This window comes from Streptococcus mitis (assembly GCF_002096855.1).
Taxonomy (GTDB): domain Bacteria; phylum Bacillota; class Bacilli; order Lactobacillales; family Streptococcaceae; genus Streptococcus; species Streptococcus mitis_Y.
In genome coordinates this window covers 63,091-87,652 of record NZ_NCVH01000029.1, presented here as the reverse complement: position 1 = coordinate 87,652, position 24,562 = coordinate 63,091, and the positions used below count along the sequence as shown (strand labels likewise).

Annotated in this window: 21 protein-coding genes; 2 read left to right on the top strand and 19 right to left on the bottom strand. The window is 42.4% G+C overall.

Translation table 11 applies throughout. The features are described 5' to 3' along the window. Nucleotides 1-53 precede the first annotated feature (53 nt). The 4 genes from B7698_RS03760 to B7698_RS03745 form a co-directional block, all read right to left on the bottom strand. Nucleotides 54-1,649: a hypothetical protein gene (locus tag B7698_RS03760; protein WP_084864682.1), complete on the bottom strand. Its 1,596-nt coding sequence runs from the start codon at nt 1,647-1,649 to the stop codon at nt 54-56. Nucleotides 1,650-1,660: 11 nt separating this feature from the next. Continuing rightward, a complete protein-coding gene (locus B7698_RS03755; RefSeq protein ID WP_084864681.1) occupies nt 1,661-2,071 on the bottom strand; it encodes a peptide deformylase in 411 nt (136 codons plus the stop codon). A gap of 129 nt (nt 2,072-2,200) precedes the next feature. Continuing rightward, nucleotides 2,201-4,369, bottom strand: coding sequence for a mucin-binding protein (locus tag B7698_RS03750; protein ID WP_084864680.1), 2,169 nt, complete (start codon nt 4,367-4,369; stop codon nt 2,201-2,203). Between the two features lie 138 nt (nt 4,370-4,507). Continuing rightward, nucleotides 4,508-7,204: a cation-translocating P-type ATPase gene (locus B7698_RS03745; RefSeq protein WP_084864679.1), complete on the bottom strand. Its 2,697-nt coding sequence runs from the start codon at nt 7,202-7,204 to the stop codon at nt 4,508-4,510. Nucleotides 7,205-7,510: 306 nt separating this feature from the next. Here B7698_RS03745 and mntE point away from each other — a divergent pair, with 306 nt between their 5' ends. Next, on the top strand, nt 7,511-8,704 hold the full coding sequence (gene mntE, locus B7698_RS03740; RefSeq protein ID WP_084864678.1) for a CDF family manganese efflux transporter MntE: 1,194 nt from the start codon (nt 7,511-7,513) through the stop codon (nt 8,702-8,704). A gap of 53 nt (nt 8,705-8,757) precedes the next feature. Here mntE and B7698_RS03735 read toward each other — a convergent pair whose 3' ends face one another. From B7698_RS03735 to cdaA, 9 genes are all read right to left on the bottom strand, one after another. Further along, on the bottom strand, nt 8,758-9,369 hold the full coding sequence (locus B7698_RS03735; RefSeq protein ID WP_084864677.1) for an STM3941 family protein: 612 nt from the start codon (nt 9,367-9,369) through the stop codon (nt 8,758-8,760). Then, on the bottom strand, nt 9,366-11,234 hold the full coding sequence (locus tag B7698_RS03730; protein WP_084864676.1) for an ABC-F family ATP-binding cassette domain-containing protein: 1,869 nt from the start codon (nt 11,232-11,234) through the stop codon (nt 9,366-9,368). The genes B7698_RS03735 and B7698_RS03730 overlap by 4 nt, the downstream gene beginning before the upstream one ends. Continuing rightward, nucleotides 11,231-12,430, bottom strand: a complete 1,200-nt coding sequence (locus B7698_RS03725; RefSeq protein ID WP_084864675.1) for a CCA tRNA nucleotidyltransferase — start codon at nt 12,428-12,430, stop codon at nt 11,231-11,233. The genes B7698_RS03730 and B7698_RS03725 overlap by 4 nt, the downstream gene beginning before the upstream one ends. Then, nucleotides 12,427-13,194 carry a 4-hydroxy-tetrahydrodipicolinate reductase gene (gene dapB, locus B7698_RS03720; protein WP_084864674.1) on the bottom strand — a complete coding sequence of 256 codons (768 nt, stop codon included), beginning with the start codon at nt 13,192-13,194 and terminating at the stop codon, nt 12,427-12,429. The genes B7698_RS03725 and dapB overlap by 4 nt, the downstream gene beginning before the upstream one ends. 388 nt (nt 13,195-13,582) lie before the next feature. Next, entirely contained in the window at nt 13,583-14,431 is an 849-nt protein-coding gene (locus B7698_RS03715; RefSeq protein WP_033685396.1) for a DegV family protein, read from the bottom strand. Between the two features lies 1 nt (nt 14,432). Then, nucleotides 14,433-14,807 carry a DUF1149 family protein gene (locus B7698_RS03710; RefSeq protein ID WP_050222203.1) on the bottom strand — a complete coding sequence of 125 codons (375 nt, stop codon included), beginning with the start codon at nt 14,805-14,807 and terminating at the stop codon, nt 14,433-14,435. Between the two features lie 73 nt (nt 14,808-14,880). Then, entirely contained in the window at nt 14,881-16,233 is a 1,353-nt protein-coding gene (gene glmM / locus B7698_RS03705; protein ID WP_084864673.1) for a phosphoglucosamine mutase, read from the bottom strand. Nucleotides 16,234-16,256: 23 nt separating this feature from the next. Then, on the bottom strand, nt 16,257-17,036 hold the full coding sequence (locus tag B7698_RS03700) for a CdaR family protein (RefSeq protein ID WP_084864672.1): 780 nt from the start codon (nt 17,034-17,036) through the stop codon (nt 16,257-16,259). Next, nucleotides 17,023-17,880 (bottom strand): diadenylate cyclase CdaA, encoded by an 858-nt coding sequence (gene cdaA, locus B7698_RS03695; protein ID WP_084864671.1) that lies wholly within the window; start codon nt 17,878-17,880, stop codon nt 17,023-17,025. The genes B7698_RS03700 and cdaA overlap by 14 nt, the downstream gene beginning before the upstream one ends. 244 nt (nt 17,881-18,124) lie before the next feature. On the opposite strand from cdaA, the gene B7698_RS03685 reads away from it, so the two are divergent. Next, nucleotides 18,125-19,093 carry an NAD(P)/FAD-dependent oxidoreductase gene (locus tag B7698_RS03685; RefSeq protein ID WP_000081017.1) on the top strand — a complete coding sequence of 323 codons (969 nt, stop codon included), beginning with the start codon at nt 18,125-18,127 and terminating at the stop codon, nt 19,091-19,093. A gap of 423 nt (nt 19,094-19,516) precedes the next feature. Here the strand turns inward: B7698_RS03685 and whiA are convergent, their stop codons facing one another. From whiA to clpX, 6 genes are read right to left on the bottom strand one after another with little or no spacing between them, the layout of a single operon-like run. Then, nucleotides 19,517-20,428, bottom strand: coding sequence for a DNA-binding protein WhiA (gene whiA / locus B7698_RS03680; protein ID WP_049546606.1), 912 nt, complete (start codon nt 20,426-20,428; stop codon nt 19,517-19,519). After that, nucleotides 20,425-21,402 carry a YvcK family protein gene (locus tag B7698_RS03675; protein ID WP_023943688.1) on the bottom strand — a complete coding sequence of 326 codons (978 nt, stop codon included), beginning with the start codon at nt 21,400-21,402 and terminating at the stop codon, nt 20,425-20,427. The genes whiA and B7698_RS03675 overlap by 4 nt, the downstream gene beginning before the upstream one ends. Further along, entirely contained in the window at nt 21,399-22,289 is an 891-nt protein-coding gene (gene rapZ / locus B7698_RS03670; protein WP_004257841.1) for an RNase adapter RapZ, read from the bottom strand. The genes B7698_RS03675 and rapZ overlap by 4 nt, the downstream gene beginning before the upstream one ends. A gap of 51 nt (nt 22,290-22,340) precedes the next feature. Further along, nucleotides 22,341-22,721 carry a RidA family protein gene (locus tag B7698_RS03665; RefSeq protein WP_033685401.1) on the bottom strand — a complete coding sequence of 127 codons (381 nt, stop codon included), beginning with the start codon at nt 22,719-22,721 and terminating at the stop codon, nt 22,341-22,343. Nucleotides 22,722-22,731: 10 nt separating this feature from the next. Then, nucleotides 22,732-23,319 carry a ribosome biogenesis GTP-binding protein YihA/YsxC gene (yihA, locus tag B7698_RS03660; protein ID WP_020903048.1) on the bottom strand — a complete coding sequence of 196 codons (588 nt, stop codon included), beginning with the start codon at nt 23,317-23,319 and terminating at the stop codon, nt 22,732-22,734. Between the two features lie 8 nt (nt 23,320-23,327). Continuing rightward, the gene (clpX, locus tag B7698_RS03655; RefSeq protein ID WP_012972566.1) at nt 23,328-24,560 is read right to left on the bottom strand and encodes an ATP-dependent Clp protease ATP-binding subunit ClpX; all 1,233 of its coding nucleotides are present in this window, start codon (nt 24,558-24,560) and stop codon (nt 23,328-23,330) included. Between the last annotated feature and the right edge of the window lie 2 nt (nt 24,561-24,562).

Here is a 24,562-nt window from a genome sequence, read left to right as displayed (position 1 = left end):
CATTAGTATTAATTTACCTTATTATAACATATACTTTTTAAAGAAAGCTGTCTTTACTGAACTTTAAAGGTCTTGAGATAATTGTCTTTTCCTACTTGACCTTCGAAGGTTTTACCATTTTCAAGGTAAGGAAGGTCATCTGAGACTGAGGCCTTGACTTTGTATATCTTGCCATCAACTTTAAAGAAATATACGGTGTCGCCCTTGATAACAGCTGATTTCAAATCCGCAACTACACCCTTGATGTTTTCTACCGTTTCATTATCAATTTCAAGGTCGTTTTTATTGGCGTACTTGCTGAGCAGTTCTTCTACTGTAGTAGCTACGATAACATTTTGGTACTCGACTGCATCAACCAAGGCGTACTCTTTGACCAAACCAGCATTGTCCTTCAAGCCCATGATGTAGAGAGGCTTGTCATTGAGGTTGATGAGGATTGGGAAGGTTGCCTTGTAGGATTTCTCCTGAACAGCACCTTCGGCTGATTCACGGGCTGATTCTTCGGTCGCAGAAGCCAAGCTATACTTCGTGATCTCTCCTGTTCGCATATTTTCAAGAATGAAACCAAGATTACTTTCATCTGCATTGGCCGACGTCACACCTGTGTAGAGGTAGATGTCATTACCGATAGACAAGTAATTATAGCCTTTGGTAGTCTGGGTCACGTTTTTCTTGGAAATCATAGCATTCCAGAAACCGTCCTTGTACTTGCCGTTGTAGTTGATTTGCTCAATGGTTTCCTCAGCTGGATAAACCCTGTCCACCCATTCTGGAACATCTGACAAGCTGTATTCCTTGGTTTCTCCATTTGTAGCATCTAAGATAATGACTGAAACAGGACGAGGAACCGCAAGTCCAAATTGCTTTTGGTAAACCGTTGCTACATAGAAAGGATTGCCCTCATCGTCCACCTCAAAAGATGGAGTCTTGAAGATTTTAGTTGGGTACTTCAAGCGCAGGTGACGCTTGACATCGCGGTTAAAATACTCCGAGTCCGAATACTTGATTGGTATCTTCAAGTCCACCAAGTCTGCATTACCAGTTACCATGTCCACCTTGATATACTCGCCGATTCCCTTGGCCTGATTGTTAAACCACTTGATAGGATCTGCGTATTCTAGTGGTGTAACTCGATAAGGTTTCCCATCAATCGTCAATTGGGTATAGGTGTCTGCCGCTACGTACTGCGACACCTTATCCGTTAGGGAACCCAAGTAGCGGTCCCCAATTTTTTCAGCAGTACTTCTATCTAAAATAGGAACTTTACTGGTGTCACTCTTAGGAAATTCAGTAAAGTCTTTTTCCGTCACCGTGACTACATTGGCATAATTTTTAGCCTGAAAAATGCTGGAAGTCACTAAGGAAACCAAGGCTGCTAAGAGAAGAATTCCTCCAATAGAAGCTAAAAGGATTTTCCCTAACCGATTGATTTTGAAATCCTCTAGATTTAAGGCAGCTTCCGCCTTGCCGTGGCGCACATGAACCGTTTTGACAAGGTTTATCCCCTTGCCAAAGCCAAATAAGATTGCTACAAGCAGCAAATGCCCACAGAGGAAAAATAGAAATTCCCAGCTGGTTAGGTTAAGGGGCGGTAAAAAGATATACCAGGTCGTTGCGATAAAAATAAGTTCAAAGACTATTCGTTTCATTTGCTTTCCTCCTAAATGATTCGTCCTTCTAAGTGATCCAGTTCATGCTGGCAAATCTGAGCTGGGAAGCCTGTCAAGGTAATGGTCTGTTCCTGCCACTTGCTGTCACGATAGGAAACCCTTATGGTTTCATAACGCTTAGTAGGTCTCACACCTACCAAGGACAAACAGCCTTCTTCTGTCTCATAAGGTCCTTCAAAAGACAGGAGCACTGGATTAAACATGACCACGGAAACCAAGCCAAGATTAAAGATAATCACGCGCTTCTGCACCCCAATCATATTGGCAGCCAGACCGACACAAGTCTCACGATTTGCTAAAAGTGTATCCTGCAAATCTCTGGCAAGATACAGATCATCCTGACTTGCCGGCTGAGACACCTGTGATAAAAACAAAATGTCCTTTACAATTTTCTTCTCCACTTCCTCACACTCCTCTTACTTTTTACTATATTATAGCAATTATAGCACAAAAGACGGCAACTGCAAGCCCTTTCCCTCAACTGTAGCAAAAAGCCATCCGAAGATGACTTTTTTTCTATTTGTAAATTCTTAATCTTTTTTAACTTTAAACAATAGGACGCCAGATAGGGCTGATAAGAATCCGACTACTAGCAAAATAGAATCATGACTAGCTGTCTCTGGTAGTTTACCAGCTTCCTTTGTTTCACTTATTATTGGAGTTTCTGGGTGCTTTGGCTCCTCAGGCGCTGGACTTGCTGGAGTCTTTGGTTGCTCAGCAGTCGGAACTTCAGGTTGCTTGGGTTCCTTAGGGGATGGTTTTTCGGGAACCTTAGGTTGAGCAACAGCTGGAACTTCGGGGCGCTTTGGCTCCGCAGGTACTGGACTTGCTGGAGTTTTTGGTTGCTCAACAGTCGGCACTCCCGGCTGTTTAGGGTCCTCAGGTGTTGGTTTTTCAGGATTCTTAGGTTGATCTACCGTCGGTACTTCTGGGTGCTTTGGCTCCTCAGGGGTTGGAGCTTCTGGCGTCTTGGGTTGATCACCTCTTGGTGGTTCTGGCTCAGTAGCTTTCACAGGTAGATAATTGATTATTGTGTCTTTTGTAAAATCTTCTGGTACTTCAGGTAATAAGTAACCCAATTCTGGATGCGAAGAATCCTTCAACACCAAATCAGTAGCTGATGTCACAGCCTTATAACCTTTAAGATAAGGGATTGTTCCTAAACCTGGATTGCTAGCAAGACCTGCTTTAGCAGGATTACCATCTTGGTCATTGGGATATTGAATCAAAGCCACATTCTCATTTGCAGTTGGAGAAATGGCTATCCATTTTCCTAATTGTTTGTAGTAAACAGTTTCCCTAATTACAGGATCTGTTACTGCCACTGTTTTCTCTGCAACTGCTTCTTTATCTGCCACCAAGCCTTTTAGCAGTGGTGTCGCTACTTTAGATAGATTTGGTTGATCACTCGTCCAATCACGATAATAAAGGTCTCCTCTTACAAAATCAACCTTGGCAACGCGTTTGAAATCAACTTGATCATTTCGATCTTCAGCAACCTTATCATGTGTCACAAAATCTCGATAAGCAATGTTTCGGTCAATAGATTTTTTATTGACGATTTTAGAAACACTGGCAGGCCATAAAGGTGAATCTTGAACATCCTCATCAACTTTTTTATGAGCAGTTGGAATTCTATCTTCAGGATAAATAAATTCTAGGCGAGGGGTTAAAGCAACCTTAAATATTTGACCAGTCTTACTATCTTGGTCAAAATATTGTAAACCTCGATCATAATCACTTGATACAAGATCGTATCCTTGTCGCTTGTAGTCACTAATCGTTTTTAGCGTACTGTATTCAATAGGATAACCAGATTCCCCAGTAACTGTATCTTCCTTCAGTAGCTTGTTTTCACTGATATCCACATAGCTAATCTTGGCTGTTTGATTTTTAATATGCTCCTGTTTTATTTTCCAGTTAGAATAGGAAATTTCCTTAGTAACAAGATTAACAGTCGCATAGCGTTCAAAGGAAATACTTTGTTTTTTCTCAGCAAAGGCTTCTTTACCATTATTCTTATATTTATATTTAATGATTCTTTGAATCGTTCTCTCTAAAGGCCTTTCTTGATTGGTTCTGATCTTTTCAGCATCTGCAGGCCACTTAGGACTATCGACAACACCAGCTTCCACCTCTTCATTTGACTTAGGATTAGTCTGGTTTTGTAAGCTAATCACTTCATGTTTTGGAGTTAATTTAATAGTATACGTTTGCGGAGTCTGATCATCTTGAAACAGCTTCTTCGATTCATCCGTTTTCAAATAACCATCTTCAACCAATACATAGCCATTCCTTTTGAACTCACTAATTTTCTTTCTCGTATCGTAGTGAAGATCCTCTCCCACCTTACCAGTACGCTCATCTGAAAAAAGTTTTTTCCCTGTTGATTCATCAATATAATTAAATTCAACACGAGATTCCTTTTCAGTCACTTTAGGAGTATCTAAATGTTTTTCTTCAAAATGTTGCTCTTCTGAAGCAGTAGCTTCTTTTTCTGAACCCTCGACAGACTTATCCTTGTCAATGCTTTCGCTAGAAGGTTTGTCTGTTTCTAAGATATGACTAGCTGCGAGCGTTTCATCTGCAGATACACTCCCAACAGAGCCAGCTAAAAAACCTAAACCACAAGCAACAACAACTGAAGCAACACCCAAACTCAATTTACGGATAGAGTAAATACATTTTTTACTTCCCATGATTTCCCCCTAAGTTATTATTTACTATTCTTATACCTAATATTTTAGTAAGCGGCATTACATTTAACATCTCTTTTTTAAAGTTTTTTCTATTCTTTTTAAAGTTATTTAAAAAAGCCATCCGAAGATGGCTTTTTTTTAAATCGCATTCTTGTCAAAACCGAGTTTACGTTGAATAAACTTAACAATTTCGACGATAATAATCATTGAGAAGCTTCCGCCCATAACGATTCCCCATTGTGACAAGTCTAGTTTGGTTACGTGGAAGATTCCTTCAAGTGGTTCTACAACGATTGTTGCCATGAGAAGGATGAAGGATACCAAGATGGACCAGTTGAAGGTCTTAGACTTAAATGGGCCAACTGTCAAGATGGATTGGTAAACAGATTTCACATTGTAGGCATGGAAGAGCTGAATCAAACCAAGTGTTGCAAAGGCCATAGTAAGGGCATCTGCGTGAATGGCATGATTGTCACCCACGTGAACTGGGTAAAGAAGGGCAAGACCATAAACACTCATAACAATAGCTGCTTGGAGTACACCTTGATAGATAATAGAACTCAAAACACCACCTGAGAAGAAGCTTGCCTTGCGTCCACGTGGTTTATGGTTCATGACACCAGGCTCAGCTGGCTCAACACCAAGAGCGATAGCTGGGAAGGTATCTGTTACCAAGTTGATCCACAAAAGATGAACTGGCTGCAAGACGTCCCAACCAAACAAGGTAGATAGGAAGATGGTTAATACTTCAGCAGTATTGGCAGAAAGTAGGTACTGAATAGTCTTTTGAATATTTGAGAAGACCTTACGTCCTTCTTCCACTGCAACGATAATAGTTGCAAAGTTATCATCTGCAAGAATCATGTCAGAAGCCCCCTTAGACACCTCTGTACCAGTGATTCCCATACCGATACCGATATCGGCTGTTTTCAAAGCCGGAGCATCATTGACACCGTCACCTGTCATGGCAACGACCTTACCTTGTTTTTGCCAAGCCTTGACGATACGAACCTTGTGTTCTGGAGACACACGGGCATAAACAGAGTATTGACCAACGACTTTTTCAAAGTCTTCATCAGATAGTTCGTTGAGCTCAGCACCAGTTAAAACATGTCCTTCTGTATCATTTGCGTCAATGATTCCCAAACGTTTAGCAATAGCTTCTGCAGTGTCTTGATGGTCACCTGTGATCATGATTGGACGAATTCCCGCTTCCTTAGCCACACGAACAGCCTCAGCAGCTTCAGGACGTTCAGGGTCAATCATCCCAATCAAACCAGTAAAGATTAAATCATTTTCAAGCTCTTCAGAAATAAGGTTTTCTGGAATGCTGTCAATAATCTTATAAGCACCAGCAAGGACACGCAAGGCTTGGTGAGCCATTTCAGAGTTGTTTGTATGGATGAGATTTGCAACCTTCTCATCAATCGGAGCAATATCCCCAGCCTTATCACGAAGAACACAACGTTTCAAGAGTTGGTCTGGCGCACCTTTAACAGCTACGAGGAAGCGTCCATCTGCAAGTGGATGAACTGTTGACATGAGCTTACGTTCAGAATCAAATGGCAACTCAGCCACACGAGGATATTTCTCTAAAAATCCTTTGACATCGTAGCCCTTGTCCAAAGCATATTGGATAAAGGCTGTTTCGGTTGGATCACCAATCAAGTTTCCTTCCACATCAATTTTCGTATCATTGGCCAAGACAACTGAACGAAGCAGGGGCATTTCAAGACCTAGTTCAATGTCATCAGCTGAGTCATGTAGAACCGCATCGTAGAAGACTTTTTCGACGGTCATCTTGTTCATAGTCAGCGTACCAGTCTTGTCAGAAGCGATGATTTCTGTTGAACCAAGAGTTTCTACAGCTGGCAACTTACGAACGATAGAGTTTCTTTTAGCCAAAACTTGAGTACCGAGGGCAAGAACGATAGTTACGATAGCTGGGAGACCTTCTGGAATGGCTGCAACGGCAAGGGCAACAGAGGTCATCAACTCACCGAGTGGATTTTTCCCTTGAATGAAAACACCAACTACAAAAGTAACAAGGGCAATGACCAAAATTGCATAAGTCAAGACCTTAGAAAGGTTGTTCAAGTTTTGTTTAAGTGGTGTGTCTGTCTCATCTGCATCTTGGAGCATGCCAGCGATATGACCAACTTCCGTGTACATACCTGTATTGACAACAACTCCAAGACCACGACCATAAGTCACATTTGAGTTTTGGAAAGCCATATTGACACGATCACCAATACCAGCATCTGCAGCAAGCTCGACTGACAAGTCTTTTTCAACTGGAACAGACTCACCTGTAAGAGCTGCTTCTTCGATTTTAAGAGAGTTGGCTTCAAGCAAACGTAGGTCTGCTGGCACCACGTCACCAGCTTCAAGGGCAACGATATCTCCTGGTACCAATTCTTTAGAGTCAATCTCCGCCATATGCCCATCACGAAGAACGCGAGCAGCTGGACTGGACATAGATTTGAGGGCTTCAATGGCTTCTTCTGCTTTTCCTTCTTGGTAAACACCGAAGGCAGCATTGATGATAACCACGGCTAAGATAATGATGGCATCTGCAATATCTTCTCCACCAGAAGTCACGACTGACAAGATAGCTGCCGCAACTAGGATGATAATCATCAAATCCTTAAACTGTTCGATGAATTTGACCAGGATTGATCGTTTCTCACCCTCTTCGAGTTCATTGTGGCCAAATTCGGCAAGGCGCTTTTCCGCCTCACTTGATGACAAACCTTGCTCGGTCGCATCCACAGCCTTCAAAACCTCTTCAGGACTTTGAGTGTAAAACGCTTGGCGTTTTTGTTCTTTTGACATGTGTCTCCTCCTTGACATTGTGTGCAAAACAGACTCTCTTTTTCTCATCGTATCTTTTCACGACAAACAAAAAGAGCCCTGTTAATCATAACAAGTCTCGCTGTTTAAGATAGGGCCGGAAAACATACTTTTCAGTATAAAATTCGGAATGACGACACTATCACAGGTTTCTGCCAGCTACTCCCTTGAGTAGTACTATTATACCAAATTTTGAAAAGTTTTTAAAGAGCAAAAACTGCCTTATTTGAATTTTCCCTTGAAAACCAGTATAATGGTAGAATGCTATATGACTAGAAAGGAAGTTGAATGAAGCAATCTATTTCAAATCTCAAGTTAGCTGAGCGTGGGGCCATCATCAGTATTTCGACCTACCTGCTCTTATCTGCAGCCAAATTAGCAACTGGCCACCTTCTTGATTCATCCAGTTTGGTGGCAGATGGTTTCAATAACGTATCCGATATCATTGGAAATGTGGCCCTCTTGATTGGGATTCGAATGGCACGCCAGCCTGCGGACCGTGACCACCGTTTTGGTCACTGGAAGATTGAAGATTTGGCTAGCTTAATCACTTCCATCATTATGTTTTATGTTGGCTTTGATGTGCTGCGGGATACCATTCAAAAGATTATCAGTCGTGAAGAAACGGTCATTGATCCTCTGGGTGCAACTCTAGGAATCATTTCTGCAGCGATTATGTTTGTGGTTTATCTCTACAACACTCGCCTCAGTAAGAAATCTAACTCCAAGGCACTGAAGTCCGCTGCTAAGGACAATCTTTCTGATGCTGTTACCTCTCTTGGTACGACCATTGCCATCCTGGCTAGTAGTTTCAATTATCCCATTGTGGATAAACTGGTCGCTATCATCATCACTTTCTTTATCTTGAAAACTGCCTATGATATCTTCATTGAGTCTTCCTTTAGTCTTTCAGATGGTTTCGACGACCGTCTGCTTGAGGATTATCAAAAGGCTATCATGGAAATTCCCAAAATCAGTAAGGTTAAGTCCCAAAGAGGTCGTACCTACGGTAGTAACATCTACCTGGATATTACGCTAGAAATGAATCCTGACTTGTCGGTTTATGAAAGTCACGAGATTGCGGATCAAGTCGAGTCTATGCTGGAAGAGCGTTTTGGAGTCTTTGATACCGATGTCCATATCGAGCCAGCACCTATCCCTGAGGACGAGATTTTAGACAATGTCTACAAAAAACTGCTCATGCGTGAGCAATTGATTGACCAAGGAAATCAGCTAGAAGAACTCCTTGCTGAGGACTTTCTCTATATCCGTCAAGATGGAGAGCAGATGGATAAAGTCGCTTATCAAGCCGAAAAAGAACTTAAAGCTGCTATTAAGGATATTCAAATCACTTCCATTAGTCAGAAAACCAAGCTCATTTGCTATGAGCTAGATGGCATCGTCCACACCAGTATCTGGCGTCGCCATGAGACTTGGCAAAACATCTTCCATCAGGAAACTAAAAAAGAAGACAAACAGTGACCCTATCCAGTGGATAGGGCCTTTTTGATTATTCTACTTTAAGCAAAGACAGACTATGACGGTTTGGAAGATTTGCTTTTCGAAGCTTGTTTTGCCTTTTTTCTTGCTTGACGATTTTGTTCGATGCGCCATTCTCTTTCATAGTACTTCATGGTCTCGTAGACCCTTTCAGGAAGTCCTACATCTAGCAGAAAGATAGGGATGATCAAATCTGCTGACGGATAAAAAGGGAGAATCCTTCTCTTCAGCAGTGTTAGAAAGGATTGGGATTTCACATTTTCCTTGTTTTTAAAATAGACTTCAATCCGATAAGAATCCCTATACTTCCCTCGAATCCGAGAGAAGGAAAATTCCTCTACATCAGCCCAAGCGTAGAAATGACTGGGTTTCTTTGGATTCGGTTTGTAGTAAAATCCCTGAACAGTAAATCTCAAATATTCCTTGTCCAAACTTAAAAGTCTGTAAGTCAGATAAACTACTACTACACCAAAAAAAAGTAAAACCAGCATAAACAAAAGACTTATCGTATGAAGTTTAGTTCCCTTTTGAGAGTACAAATGGAGATAAGAGAGAGGTAACAAGAAGAAAAGCACCGAAGCTAGGCCAAACAAGGCATTCCAAATGATTTTCTTGGGACTACGTTTAATGATTTTTTCTTCCATCATGCCAACTCACTTAAATATTCATAACGTTCGTATTTTTCAAGGAGTGCTTCGTTTTTCTCATCTAGTTCTTTTTGAAGAGTAGCCAGTTTGCCAAAGTCAGACCCATTTGCTAGCATTTCTTCCTCTATAGAAGAGATGCGGTTTTCTAAGGCTTCGATGTCACCTTCAATACTTGCCCACTCCTGCTTTTCTTGGTAGGTCATCCGTTTCTTGTCTTCTCGAACCTTGACGACTTTTTCCTTTTCAACTTTTTGCACTTGATTGGCCATCTCTGTTTCAAAGACTTTTTCATCAAGATAGTCAGTATAATGACCAAAGAAAGGACGAATCTTGCCATCCTCAAAAGCGAGAATCTTGGTCGCTACCTTATCCAGGAAATAACGGTCGTGGCTAACTGTCAATACAGGACCTGAAAAGCTCTGCAAGAAATTTTCCAAAACTGTCAAGGTCGCAATATCTAGGTCATTTGTCGGCTCGTCCAAAAGAAGAACATTGGGTTTTTCCAAAAGCAATTTGAGAAGATAAAGGCGTTTTTTCTCTCCACCAGACAATTTCTCAATCAAGGTTCCATGCGTCGAACGTGGGAAGAGAAACTGCTCTAGCAACTCTGCAATGGAAGTCGTAGAACCACCACTGGTCTTAACCTCTTCTGCTACTTCCTGCAGGTAATTGATAACCCGTTTGCTTTCATCCAAACCTTCAATTTGTTGAGAAAAATAGGCGATGCGAACCGTCTCACCGATGATAACTTGACCTTTAGTCGGCTCAAGACTTCCTGCGATGAGATTAAGCAGAGTTGACTTCCCGACACCATTATCCCCAACGATTCCGATACGGTCTTTGGCTTGCACCAAGAGATTAAAATCTTGCAAAATTGGCTTGTTTTCATAGGCAAAGGAAACATCCTGAAACTCGATGACTTTCTTCCCAATCCGACTGGTTTCAAAGTTCATGGTCAAGTCTGTATCAGCAACGCCACCTGAAACTTCCTTTTTCAAGTCATGGAAACGATTGATACGGGCTTGTTGCTTGGTCGCACGCGCTTGCGGTTGTCTACGCATCCAGGCCAGTTCTTGCTTATAGAGTTGTTCTTTCTTGTGGAGAAGGGCAGCGTCACGCTCATCTTGTTCAGCCTTGAGGCGAACATAGTCCTGATAATTTCCCTGATACTCGGTCAAGCCTGCTCGGTCCAACTCGAAAATCCGCGTTGATAGTGCATCTAGGAAATAACGATCGTGGGTGATAAAGAGAACAGTCTTCTTGGAATTTTTCAAAAAAAGTGTCAGCCACTCGATGGTCGCAATGTCCAGGTGGTTGGTCGGCTCGTCCAGAAGCAAGAGGTCGTGGTTTCCTAGGAGAACTTGCGCCAACTGGACACGTCTTCTTAGACCACCTGACAATTCCCCAACAGGAGTAGATAAGTTCTGAATACCCAACTTGCTGAGAACCGTCTTGACCTGGCTTTCAATTTCCCAGGCTTGGAGAGAATCCATCTCTGCCATGACCCGTTCCAAAGGAGCCTGCTTGTCCTCACTGTAGTTGAGCATGATTAACTCATACTCACGAATGAGCTGGATTTCCTTGAGGTCGCTGGAGAGAACCGTATCCAAGACCGTCTTGTTATCATCAAAATCAGGATTCTGGGTCAAGTAGCCAATCTTGTAGTCATTCTTAGCCGAAAAGGGACTGACATCCCCATCAAAGCCAGAAACGCCAGAAAGGACGTCTAAAAGGGTGGTCTTACCCGTCCCATTGACACCGATTAGACCGATTCTATCCAAGTCATGGATGATAAAGGAAATATCCTTAAAAACGGTCTTGTCTCCGACGGATTTGCTTAGTTTTTCAACGATAAAATCACTCATTTTTTCTCCCTCAGGTAAGCATGGATTGCTTGACGATCATTTTCCAACTCTCCATCGACAATGGCAAACTCAATCTCTGTTAAAATCTCTCCCAAGTCTGGTCCTGGCTGGTAACCATATTCCTTAATCAAAATTCCACCGTTAATCTGAATTTCTTTCTTGTCATGAATGGTCAAACTATGGTAAGTTTCTGTGATAGCTTGTGGGTTGACTTCTTTTCCTTGGGCCTGACGAAGATTTTCAGCTTGTAGAAGGGAATCCAAGTCAAAGCGGTAACAATCGCGCTTGCTCAGCTCTCCTTCTTCTCGCAAAGCCAAAATGGTCAGCAAATCCTGAACCTGCTTGGCAAACTGGCGTGAGGTTTTCCAAGCTTTCAAAAATGGCTGTGCATCTTTAATCTCCAAAGCCCACAATAGAGCCGCCCAGGCTTGTTCAGAAGATTCAAAAGTGAACTCAGTCTCCAAATCAAACAGTCTGTTGAGCTTGTCCTGGCTCCCTGCCATATCTGGAAGATAGTCATAAGCTCGACTCTCAATCATGGAAGCCAGACCAACTCGCCAAAAAGGTGCCAGCAAGAGCTTATCAAACTCAACGAAGGTACGCTCCACAGAAATTTTCTCCAAGAGTGGCGTCAAAGTCTTCATCGCCACAAAAGTTTCTGACTCAAGTTTAAAACCGAGACTGGCCTGAAAACGAAAACCACGCATAATACGTAAAGCATCTTCGTTGAAACGCTCACTAGCCACTCCAACTGCTCGCAAGACTTGGTTTTCCAAATCCTCTAAACCATGGAATAAGTCAACGATTTCTCCTGTCTCATCCAAGGCAAAGGCATTGACTGTAAAATCACGGCGCTTGAGGTCTTCTTCTAGCGAGCGCACAAAGGAAACCGAACTCGGTCTGCGATAGTCTACATAGACGTCTTCTGTTCTGAATGTGGTTACTTCGTACTCTTCATCCCCATCTAAAACCAAGACAGTTCCGTGCTCGATTCCGATATCAGCCGTTCGCGGAAAAATCTGCTTGGTCTCTTCTGGATAAGAAGACGTCGCAATGTCCACATCGTGTATGGGACGATTGAGGAGGGCATCTCGAACAGAGCCTCCAACAAAATAGGCTTCAAAGCCTGCTTCTTTAATTTTTTCTAATACTGGTAAAGCCTTCTGAAATTCAGAAGGCATTTGCGTTAATCTCATAATAAGTGTTCTAATCCATAGACAAGCTCATGACGCTTGACAACTTCTTTGATTCCCAAATTCACCCCTGTCATGAAGGAGCTGCGATCATAGGAGTCATGACGGAGGGTCAATCCTTCTCCCTGATTGCCAAAGATGACTTCCTGATGGGCTACCAAGCCTGGTAAACGAACTGAGTGAATCCGCATGCCATCAAAGTCAGCACCACGGGCACCTGCAATCAATTCTTCCTCATCAGGCGCACCTTGCTGAATAGACTCTCGAACTTCTGCCATCAACTCAGCTGTTTTTATAGCTGTTCCACTCGGAGCATCCTTTTTCTTGTCATGATGAAGCTCGATAATCTCCACATTTGGGAAATATTTAGCAGCCTGCCTTGCAAATTGCATGAGTAAAACAGCACCCAAGGCAAAATTTGGAGCGATCAAACCACCCAAATTTTGTTCACGAGAAAATGCTTTTAGCTCTGCAATTTCTTCACTTGTGAAACCTGTTGTTCCAACTACTGGAGCAAAGCCATTTTCAAGAGCAAAGCGTGTATTCTCATAGGCAACAGCTGGTGTAGTAAAGTCTACCCAAACATGGGCATCAAAGCCTGCTAAGTCATTTTTATCATTGAATACTGGAATTCCTTGCCACTCAGATGCAGACTCAAAAGGATCCAAAACTGCTACCAAGTCCAAGTCTGAATCAGCCAAGACCATCTGACAAGCAGCTTGGCCCATCTTTCCCTTAAAACCAGCAATAATTACTCGAATACTCATCTCTACTCCTGACTAAGATACAAAGGACGATAGCTGCCCTTGAAAAATAAGGAATGACGCTGACTTTCCATGAAAGCCAAGACAGGCATCTTTTTTCAAGAGGCAGGTAGTCCGTGTTCAATTTCTAAGATACAAAGCCTGTAAGAGCACAAAGTGAAAATAGGAGTTCTGATCAAGGAGTAAATACTCCTTGGAAGAACTATCTTTTTCACACAGGATTCCAGGCGTGTTCAATTATCAAGATACAAAGGACCTTAGCTGCCCATGAAAAATAGGGGATGGCGCTGACTTTCCATGAAAGCCAAGACAGGCATCTTTTTTTAAGAGGCAGGTAGTCCGTGTTCAATTGCTATGATACAAGATTTCTTAACTAGTCTAGAAGCGTCAACTAAATCACTGGAATATAACCTAAAGCAATACTTCCTGCTCCTAGGTGTGTTCCAATAACACTACCAAATGTAGCAAGTGAAATATCCGTACCTACTCCAGATTCAAGCAAGTGCTGACGCAATTCCTCAGCCTTTTCAGGAGCATTGCCGTGAATGACAATGATACGGTATTGGCCTGAAGCTGTGGCTTCCTTGATAATCTCAATTAAGCGCTTTGTTGCTTTCTTTTCAGTGCGAACTTTTTCGTAAACTTCAATCACACCTTGGTCATTGAAATAGAGGATTGGCTTAATGCTTAACAGATTGCCCAAAATCGCAGCTCCATTTGAAAGGCGTCCCCCTTTTACCAAATGATCCAAATCATCGACCATGATGAAAGCAGATGTGTGACTAATTTGAATAGCTAGCTTATCCTGAATAATGGCAAAGTCATCGCCCTGGTCTCGCCAGTTAAAGACACTTTCAACCATGATACCCAGAGGAGCACTTGTGATCAAAGTGTCTGGAAAAGCAATGGTTAAGCCCTCATAGTCATCCACCATATACTGGATATTTTGGTAAAAACCTGAAATTCCAGAAGATAGGAAAAGTCCCAAAGCATGTGTATAACCTTGTTCTTTGAGCGAAGTTAGAATCTCATCTAACTTGGCAATACTTGGTTGACTGGTCTTAGGCAATTCAGAGGCCTGAGCCATTTTTTGGTAAAATTCCTCAGCAGTCAGATTGATGCCTTCGACATACTCCTCACCATCAATATTGACAGGAATATCCAAGACAAATAAATCTTCTCTTTGCAAGGTATCTGCACTGAGATAGGCAGAGGAATCTGTGATAACAGCTAATTTCATATTAGAACTCCAAATTGATTCCTGGTAAGTCTAATGCAATTTCAGTTACTTCGTAAGTTAAACGGTTGAGCATATTCAAACATGGACGAGCCAAGGTTTCCACTTCTTCTTGGTTCAATTCACTTGGTTCGTTAACAATACGGCCATCGATATGGTTCACTTGTGAAATGGTTCCACTGATGACAAACTTATCAAATACAATCATAAATGTCAAGATGACAATCAAGGAAGTCACTTGATTGTCTTGGTCATGTTGGAGCAATTGGAAGTTTACATCCACCTTAGTTTCAGGAGCTCCATTTTCATTTTCCCATTCAAAATTACGCGCATCAAAATGATACTGACTAACAAATTCTTGTTCACGTTTAAGATTCATGTCTTTCTCCCTTGGCTACAATATTATAAGCTATTGTACCATAATTTTTTATTTTCATCTAGTTTTCTTGGATTTAGTCAATCCCGATTTCAGCTCGAACTACGTCTGCGATGGTATCAACATAGTAGTCTACTTCTTCTGTTGTAGGCGCTTCTGCCATGACACGCAAGAGGGGTTCTGTTCCACTTGGGCGAACAAGAATACGACCATTCCCCGCCATTTCTTCTTCCATCTTTTCGATGATAGCCTTGATAGCTGGCACTTCCATAGCCTTTTCCTTCATGGCATTTTCCACTCGGATATTGACTAATTTTTGTGGATAAATGGTTACTTCTGCTGCCAACTCTGACAAGCTCTTACCAGTTTCCTTCATGATTTTTGTCAATTGGACAGCTGATAATTGACCATCACCTGTTGTATTGTAGTCCATCAAGATGACGTGACCAGACTGTTCACCACCAAGGTTGTAGCCTGATTTTCTCATTTCTTCAACAACGTAGCGGTCGCCAACTGCAGTGACTGCCTTGTTAATGCCTTCACGGTCCAAGGCCTTGTGGAAACCAAGGTTGGACATAACAGTTGTCACGATTGTATTTTGAGCCAATTGTCCTTTTTCAGAAAGATATTTCCCGATGATGTACATGATTTTGTCACCATCAACGATGTCCCCATTTTCATCAACAGCAATCAAGCGGTCACTGTCTCCGTCAAAGGCCAAACCAATAGCTGATCCGCTTTCTTTGACCACTTCTTGAAGGGTTTCTGGGTGTGTTGAACCAACATTAAGGTTGATATTAAGACCATCTGGTGTTTCCCCTATAACAGTCAATTGAGCTCCAAGGTCTGCAAAGATTTGACGGGCACTTGTAGAAGCGGCACCATTGGCTGTATCCAAGGCAACCTTCATTCCATCAAGAGAAGTTCCAGTTGAGACAAGGTAGCCCTCATACTTACGCAAGCCTTCTGGATAATCTACCAAGGTTCCCAAGCCTTCAGCACTTGGACGAGGAAGAGTATCTTCTGCAGCATCTAACAAGGCTTCAATTTCTGCTTCTTTTTCGTCATCTAGTTTAAAACCATCACCACCAAAGAACTTAATCCCATTATCAAGGGCTGGATTATGGCTAGCAGAAATCATGACTCCTGCACTTGCTCCTTCAGTTTTGACCAAGTAAGCTACTGCTGGTGTTGCCAGAACACCGAGTTTATAAACGTGAATTCCTACTGAAAGGAGACCTGCCACCAAGGCAGATTCTAGCATTTCCCCAGAAATACGTGTGTCACGTCCTACAAAGACTTTCGGTGCTTCCGTTTCATGTTGACTAAGAACATAGCCTCCAAAACGTCCTAGTTTAAAGGCCAATTCTGGTGTTAGTTCTACATTAGCTTCTCCACGGACTCCATCAGTCCCAAAATATTTACCCATTTTTATAAAATCCTTTTCCTATTTTAATTCGTTTTTGAACTAGTTGCTTTTGTTGACGAAGATGTCTCCGATGAACTACTTGTACTTGAATTTGATGTGCTTGAACTTGGTGTCACAGGCTTTGTAGTGACCTTCATTGTTGTATCAAACGGAGTGATAACTACTGGTAATACAACCCCATTGCGGTCGATTGCCTGCAAAGGTACTGAACCACTGTAATTACCTGTTATGCGTTCGCTGGTTGGTAAAAGCGCAATAACTTTATCAATCTTAGCTAATGTTTCCTGGTCAGTTGTGACCGAAACGCGTTCATTTGACACGGTTACACTATCAAGTTGTAGCTTGGGATCAATCTGGCTTTGGTCAACTTGTGGCACAACAATCATCCCATCTCGCTTAACCTTCTTCCCAACTTTCACTGTAATCTTTTGAGGCGTTGCCACAGCGGTCAATCCACTAGGAAGATTTTCAATGTTCAAAGGAACTTCAATCGTTCCAATACTAGCATCTATCAAATCCGCTGTCACCTTAAACTTACGAGTACTTTCCTGCATTTCACTGGCCAAGGTCACACGATTGGCACCTGTCAACACAACTGAAACTTCTGATGCAAATCCGCTAATGAAATACTGATCATCATCATAGTGAATATCGATGGGAACATTTGCTATCGTATTGGTATAGGTCTCCGATTTGACCTGCCTTGTGGTATTGCTATTTTGAAAGTTGGTCGACGTTGCATAAATGAATAAGACACAAGCAAAAAAGAGAGATGAAATGATATATAGACTATTTTTTCTCATATTTCCAACCTCCTAGCAAACGGTCCTTGAAACTGACTTTTTCCTCAACAGCTGGCAGAAGAATTGTTCGTAGCTCTGCTTCAAATTCTTCAATCGTCAAATCATGCTTGAAGACCCCATTGTAGGTAATAGAAATACCACCTGTTTCCTCTGAGACAATGAAGGTCAATGCATCAGACACTTCTGATAAACCGATAGCAGCCCGGTGTCTGGTTCCAAATTCCTTGGAAATCCCTGTACTTTCTGTCAAGGGCAGATAGGCAGAGGTGACTGCAATCCGATTTTCTCTGATAATCACAGCACCATCATGTAGAGGAGTGTTGGGAATAAAAATATTGATGAGGAGTTCTGCCGAAATTTTGGCATCCAAGGGAATTCCTGTCGCAATATATTCTTGCAAGGTTCGAACCCGTTGAATGGCAACCAGAGCACCTATCTTACGAGGACTCATGTATTCAACTGACTTGGCAAAGGCACGAATCATTTGCTCTTCTGCACTTATTTGAGTAGTAGAAAAGAAATCTGTCGCCCTTCCCAAACGTTCCAAACCAGTTCGAATTTCTGGAGAGAAGATAACAACCACAGCAATGACTCCATAAGTGATAATCTGATTAATCAACCAAGAAATCGTGGTTAAACCAAGGATATTGGCCACAACCTGGGCTAATACAAAAATCAAGACCCCCCGCACCAAAATCATAATCTTGGTACCAGCTATCGCTTTTGTAAAACGATACAAAACATAGGTCACAATCAAAATATCAAACAGATTGATGGCAATACTCCAAGGACTAGAAAACAAGCTAGTCCAATATTGCAGGTTGGATAATTGTTGAAAGTTCATCTGCTGTCTCCTCTCTGTCCAAACACGTTCCTTTCTATTATACCATTTTTCTGGCATTTTTTTCCCTATCCTACTTCATTTTAAATTAAGGAAAAAATATGATAAAATAAACTGATACTCAATGAAAATCAAAGAGCAAACTAGGAAGCTAGCCGCAGGCTGTACTTGAGTACGGTAAGGCGACGCTGACGTGGTTTGAATTTGATTTTCGAAGAGTATGACTAGAAAAAACAAAGGAGAAACCATGTCTCAACTCTATGATATTACCATTGTAGGTGGTGGTCCTGTCGGTCTTTTTGCGGCCTTCTATGCCCACCTACGCCAAGCCAAGGTTCAAATCATCGACTCTCTTCCCCAACTAGGTGGACAACCTGCTATTCTCTACCCTGAAAAGGAAATTTTAGACGTCCCGGGTTTCCCAAACCTGACTGGAGAAGAGTTGACTAACCGTCTAATCGAGCAATTAAATGGCTTTGATACCCCTATTCATCTCAACGAAACGGTTCTTGAGATTGAAAAACAAGAAGAAGGATTTGTCATCACAACTTCTAAAGGAAGTCATCTGTCTAAAACTGTTATCATTGCTATGGGGGGTGGTGCCTTCAAACCACGTCCGCTGGAACTAGAAGGCGTTGAGGGCTATGAAAATATCCACTACCACGTTTCTAACATTCAGCAATACGCTGGTAAGAAAGTGACGATTCTGGGTGGTGGGGACTCAGCTGTTGATTGGGCTTTAGCTTTTGAAAAAATTGCGCCAACTACCCTTGTCCACCGTAGAGATAATTTCCGCGCCTTGGAACACAGTGTCCAAGCCTTACAGGAATCTTCTGTGACCATCAAGACACCATTCGTCCCTAGCCAACTACTTGGAGATGGAAAAACGCTTGACAAGTTAGAAATCACAAAAGTCAAATCTGATGAAACAGAAACGATTGACTTAGATCACCTCTTTGTCAACTATGGTTTCAAATCTTCTGTCGGTAACCTTAAAAACTGGGGCCTTGACCTCAACCGCCACAAGATTATCGTCAACAGCAAACAGGAATCCAGCCAAGCAGGTATCTATGCTATCGGTGACTGCTGCTACTATGACGGAAAAATTGATCTGATTGCGACAGGTCTAGGGGAAGCACCGACTGCTGTAAACAATGCTATTAATTACATTGACCCTGAGCAAAAAGTACAACCAAAACACTCTACTAGTTTATAGAAAAAGAACCACGAGTCACATAGGATTCGTGGTTTTATAGTTCATCGGCTAATTTGTTAGATCATATTTCCCCCTTCTTTAACAAAAATAAAAATGCCTATCAAACTGATAAAACATGTGATATAATAGGGACGGCACTAACAATACGCCTTGGAAAAGGAGGTATTACAGATGCTAGAACTTCTCAAAATAGTACTTATCGCAGTCATCGAGAGTATCATCTCATGGCTGGTGACTCGTTGGTTAGACGATCACTTCGACAAGTAACCTTCCTGGTTAGTGCTATCTAACCCAGAAAAAAATCCCCTCAGTATTGCAGTACCGAGGGGATTTCTGTTAGCACTAAAATGCTAGAACTTCTCAATTCCCCTTTATTATCTCACATACTCTATTTAATTGTCAAGAAAGAGGTGTTTTATATCTTTATAACTCATCGGCTATCTTATTGATTTTTCTGAGTCTGTGGTTAACACCACTTTTGGTCAGAGGAGTGCTGAGACTATCTGCTAACTGCTGGATAGAGTAATCTGGGTGCTGAATTCGCAACTGCGCTACCTCCTGCAAATCTACTGGTAGATTTTCTAGGCCCATGATATCTTTGATTTTGCTGATATTGTTGATAGTCTTCATGCTGGCAGAAACTGTCCGAGCAATATTCGCCGTTTCAGCATTATTAGCACGATTAAGGTCGTTACGGGTTTCTCGTAAAATCTTAACTCGCTCAAAATCATCACGCGCCTTCATGGCTCCGATGACAATCAAGAAGTCCATAATATCTTCGGCTCGCTGGAGATAGGTCACAGCCCCCTTCTTGCGTTCAAGCACCTTGGCATCCAGTAAAAACTGCTGGAGAAGAGAGGCAATCCCTTGCGCGTGGTCCAGATAAACAGAACTGATTTCCAACTGGTACTTGCCTGACTCAGGGTCACGAATGCTGCCATTTGCCAAGAAAGCGCCACAGAGATAGGCACGGCCTGCTTCCTCGTCTGATAAAATCGCCCCATCAATACCTGTTTCCAGACCAAAGAACGAGTCTGCCAAGTGCAAATCACTCAATAAGTCCTGCACCTTTTCATCTGTAAAAACGGTATAGACCCGATTCTTACGAAGATTGCTCCGTTGGTGGTGTCGGATTTCCGATTTGATTTCGTAGAAATGGAGAAAGGACTCATAGAGGTGCCGAGCCAGTTTGGCATTTTCTGTCACGACAGACAAGGTCAAGCCCGAAGTCGAAAGACCGATGCTACCAGACATCTTGATAATGGCAGATAATTCATGCCGGCTCAGATGGTGCTGACCTAGAATTTCTTCTTTTACTGCTACTGTGAAACTCATTTTCTCACCTTTATAATGCGCATCAACTCATCCACGATCAAATCTCCATCGTGGAAGGCACCCCCATTTTCCAGACGAAGGAAGTTGGATGAAATCACACGCGGAACTTGCTTACAAAGACCAGCAAAATCATGTTCCACCTGCACCAAGTATTCATCAAAACGGTTGGAATTCATGTATTCCTGAGGCACTTTTTCGATATTCACCAAGACAGTGTCGATAAAAGGTCGGCCAAGGTGACGATGCAAGACTTCCACATGGTCACTATCTGTAAAGTGTTCCGTCTCCCCACGTTGGGTCATGATATTGCAGACATAGGCGATTTCTGCCTTGGTTTCCAAAAGCGCCTGCCCGATTTCCTTAATCACGATATTGGGCAAAATCGAGGTAAAGAGAGAACCAGGTCCGAGGACAATCATGTCACTTTCAAGAATGGTCTGCACTACTCGACGGCTAGCCAGAGGCGTATCATCATTGAGGGTATTGGTCACATAGACATGGTCAATCATGCCTGGATGGTCTGCAATATGACTCTCTCCAGCCACTTCTGTCCCATCCTGAAAGACTGCGTGTAGGGTCAAAGGATGGTCACTGGAAGGATAAATCTTTCCAGTTGTATGGAAAAATTTGCTCAGCAACTGCATGGCATTGTAGGTCGAACCCTGCATTTCTGACAGGCCAGCGATAATGAGATTGCCCAATGGATGGCCAGCAAAGGCTCCAGCATCTTCAGAGAAGCGATACTGAAAGACTTTCTCATAAAACTTAGGCATATCCGACATGGCTACAAGTACATTGCGGAGATCACCTGGCGGTGTCAATTGTTGCATATTTTTTCTGAGTTCACCTGAAGAACCACCATCATCCGCCACCGTTACGATAGCAGCGATTTCCACATCTTTTTCCCGCAGACTTTTTAGAATGACGGGGATTCCAGTCCCTCCACCAATCACCGTTATCTTTGGTTTTCTCATGAACGGTTTACCGTTTCCTTTCTTCGGTCTTTGTCGCGGTGCCCTTCATTAACAGGCCAATTCTTGGATAAGTCCTGCGCCAAGCGTTTAGCAAAGGCCACACTACGGTGTTGTCCTCCTGTACAGCCCATGGCAATGGTCAAAACGGACTTCCCTTCCTTTTGGTAACTTGGCAAAATTGGCTCAATCAAGGCCAACAAATGTTGATAAAAATCTTCTGACTCAGGATGGTTCATGACATAATCATAAACAGGTTCATCCACACCCGTTTGATTACGCAGTTCTGGTAGGTAGTAGGGATTTGGCAAGAATCGGACGTCAAAGACCAAGTCTGCATCAATCGGAATTCCATATTTAAATCCAAAAGAGATGACTTCGATACGGAAAGACTGGGCTTGTTCCTGATCTGAAAACTGCTCTGCAAGGGTTTTGCGCAGCTCACGTGGAGTAAGTTCTGTCGTATCCACAACATTTTGACTCATATTTTTCAAAGGTGCCAAGAGTTCACGTTCCAACTTGATTCCGTCTAAAATCCGTCCATCTGCAGCTAATGGGTGACTCCGTCTAGTTTCCTTGTAGCGCGCGACCAATTCTTTATCAGCTGCATCCAAAAAGAGAATTTTAAAGTCCAGTTCTTCCTTGTTTTCCAACTCATCCAAAACATCTTGAATCTCTGAGAAGAAAGAACGGCTACGCATATCTACTACCAAGGCCAACTTATGGTCGTCTTCCTTTGTTTCCACCAACTGCAAAAACTTAGGCAAGAGAGCTGGAGGCATATTATCAATAGTAAAATAACCCAAATCTTCGAAGGACTGAATGGCAACTGTTTTCCCTGCACCACTCATTCCTGTCACAATCACCAAGTGAAGTTGTTTCTTTGTCATCTTTTTCTCCTTATATCAAAAGAAGTTTGGCAGAACCAAACTTCAACTAGCTTATCCAATCTCTGCGATGACTTCGATTTCGACTTTTACATTACGAGGAAGACGAGCTACCTCCACAGCTGAACGAGCTGGAAATTCCTCTTTAAAGGCCGTTTGGTAAACCTCGTTAAAAGGAACAAAGTCGTTCATATCACTCAAGAAACAAGTTGTTTTGACAACATGGTCAAAGTCAGTTCCTGCCTCTGCCAAAATAGCACCGATGTTTTTCAAGACTTGTTCTGTCTGTTCTTGGATCGTTTCTCCAACGATTTCCCCAGTTTCAGGAGATAGGGGAACTTGACCACTAGCAAACAAAAGGTTGCCAACGATTTTTCCTTGAACATATGGTCCAATAGCCTTTGGAGCTTTGTCTGTATGAATTGTTTTTGCCATTTTCTTTTCCTCACAATTTTTCTAAGATTGCATCCCAAGCTTCATCCATCCCTGCCTTGCTGACAGATGAAAAGAGGATAAAGTCGTCACTTGGGTCAAAGTTTAATTTCTTTTTGATTGCTGATTCGTGCTTGTTCCATTTACCACGTGGAATCTTGTCTGCCTTGGTCGCCACAATGATGACTGGAATCTCATAATACTTAAGAAATTCGTACATCTGCACATCATCTGCTGACGGGTCATGACGAAGGTCAACTAGACTGACCACTGCACGGAGATTTTCCCGAGTCGTTAGGTACTCCTCAATCATGCTCCCCCACTTTTCACGTTCCTTTTTAGAAACACGGGCATAGCCATAACCAGGCACATCCACAAAGCGCATCTTATCATCAATGTTAAAGAAGTTCAGCAGCTGAGTTTTACCAGGTTTCCCCGATGTTCGGGCTAGATTCTTGCGGTTCAGCATGGTGTTGATAAAGCTAGACTTGCCAACATTTGAACGCCCTGCTAGGGCAATCTCTGGCAGTTCATCCTGTGGGTAGTGGGATTTATTCGCCGCACTGAGCAAGATTTCAGCATTGTGTGTATTGATTTCCATAGTCACCTCTAGGCTGTTTCCAAGATTGGTTTATCCGTTCCATCGACAGCTTCTTTTGTGATGCGAACCAATTTCACATTTTCCTGACTCGGTACTTCAAACATGACGTCTAGCATGGTTTCTTCAATAATTGAGCGAAGACCACGCGCACCTGTCTTCCGTTCGATGGCCTTATTGGCGATTTCTTGAAGGGCTTCGTCGTCAAATTCCAACTCGACATCATCATAAGAAAGCAAGGTTTGATATTGTTTAACCAAGGCATTTCTTGGCTCTTTCAAGATACGAACCAAGTCATCAACCGTCAATTGCTCAAGAGCAGCAAAGACAGGCAAACGTCCAATCAACTCAGGGATAATACCAAATTTTTGAATATCTTCTGCGATGATTTCTTGCATGTAAGAGCTGTTTTCATCAATTGCTTTATTATTTTGACCAAATCCGATGACTTTTTCTCCCAGACGTTGTTTGACGATTTCTTCAATACCATCAAAAGCACCACCCACGATGAAGAGGATATTTTTAGTATCCACTTGAATCATCTCTTGTTGCGGATGCTTGCGTCCACCTTGAGGCGGAACACTAGCAACGGTCCCCTCGATAATCTTGAGAAGGGCTTGTTGCACACCTTCACCAGAAACATCACGTGTGATCGATACGTTCTCGCTCTTCTTAGCAATCTTGTCAATTTCATCCACGTAGATAATCCCACGCTCTGCACGTTCGATGTTAAAGTCAGCAGCTTGCAAGAGTTTGAGGAGGATATTTTCCACGTCCTCACCCACATAACCAGCCTCAGTCAGAGCTGTCGCATCCGCAATCGCAAAAGGTACATTCAAGCTCTTAGCCAAGGTCTGGGCCAAGAAAGTTTTCCCTGAACCAGTTGGGCCAATCATCAAGATGTTTGACTTCTGCAAATCCACATCTTCTGACTCTTCACGCGTATCGTGGAAATTGATGCGTTTGTAGTGGTTGTAAACAGCTACTGCCAAGGCACGCTTGGCACGATCTTGACCGATTACGTAGTGGTTCAAGATATGGAGGAGTTCGATTGGTTTTGGAACTTCAGACAAGTCTGCCAAGACTTCTTCTGCCAACTCCTCTCGAATGATTTCCTGAGCCAACTCCACACATTCATTACAGATAAAGGCGTTGTTCCCAGCGATTATTTTTTGTACTTCTTCTTGGCTTTTGCCACAAAATGAGCAATAAACCATCATATCATTATTCCTATTTGTAGGCATGA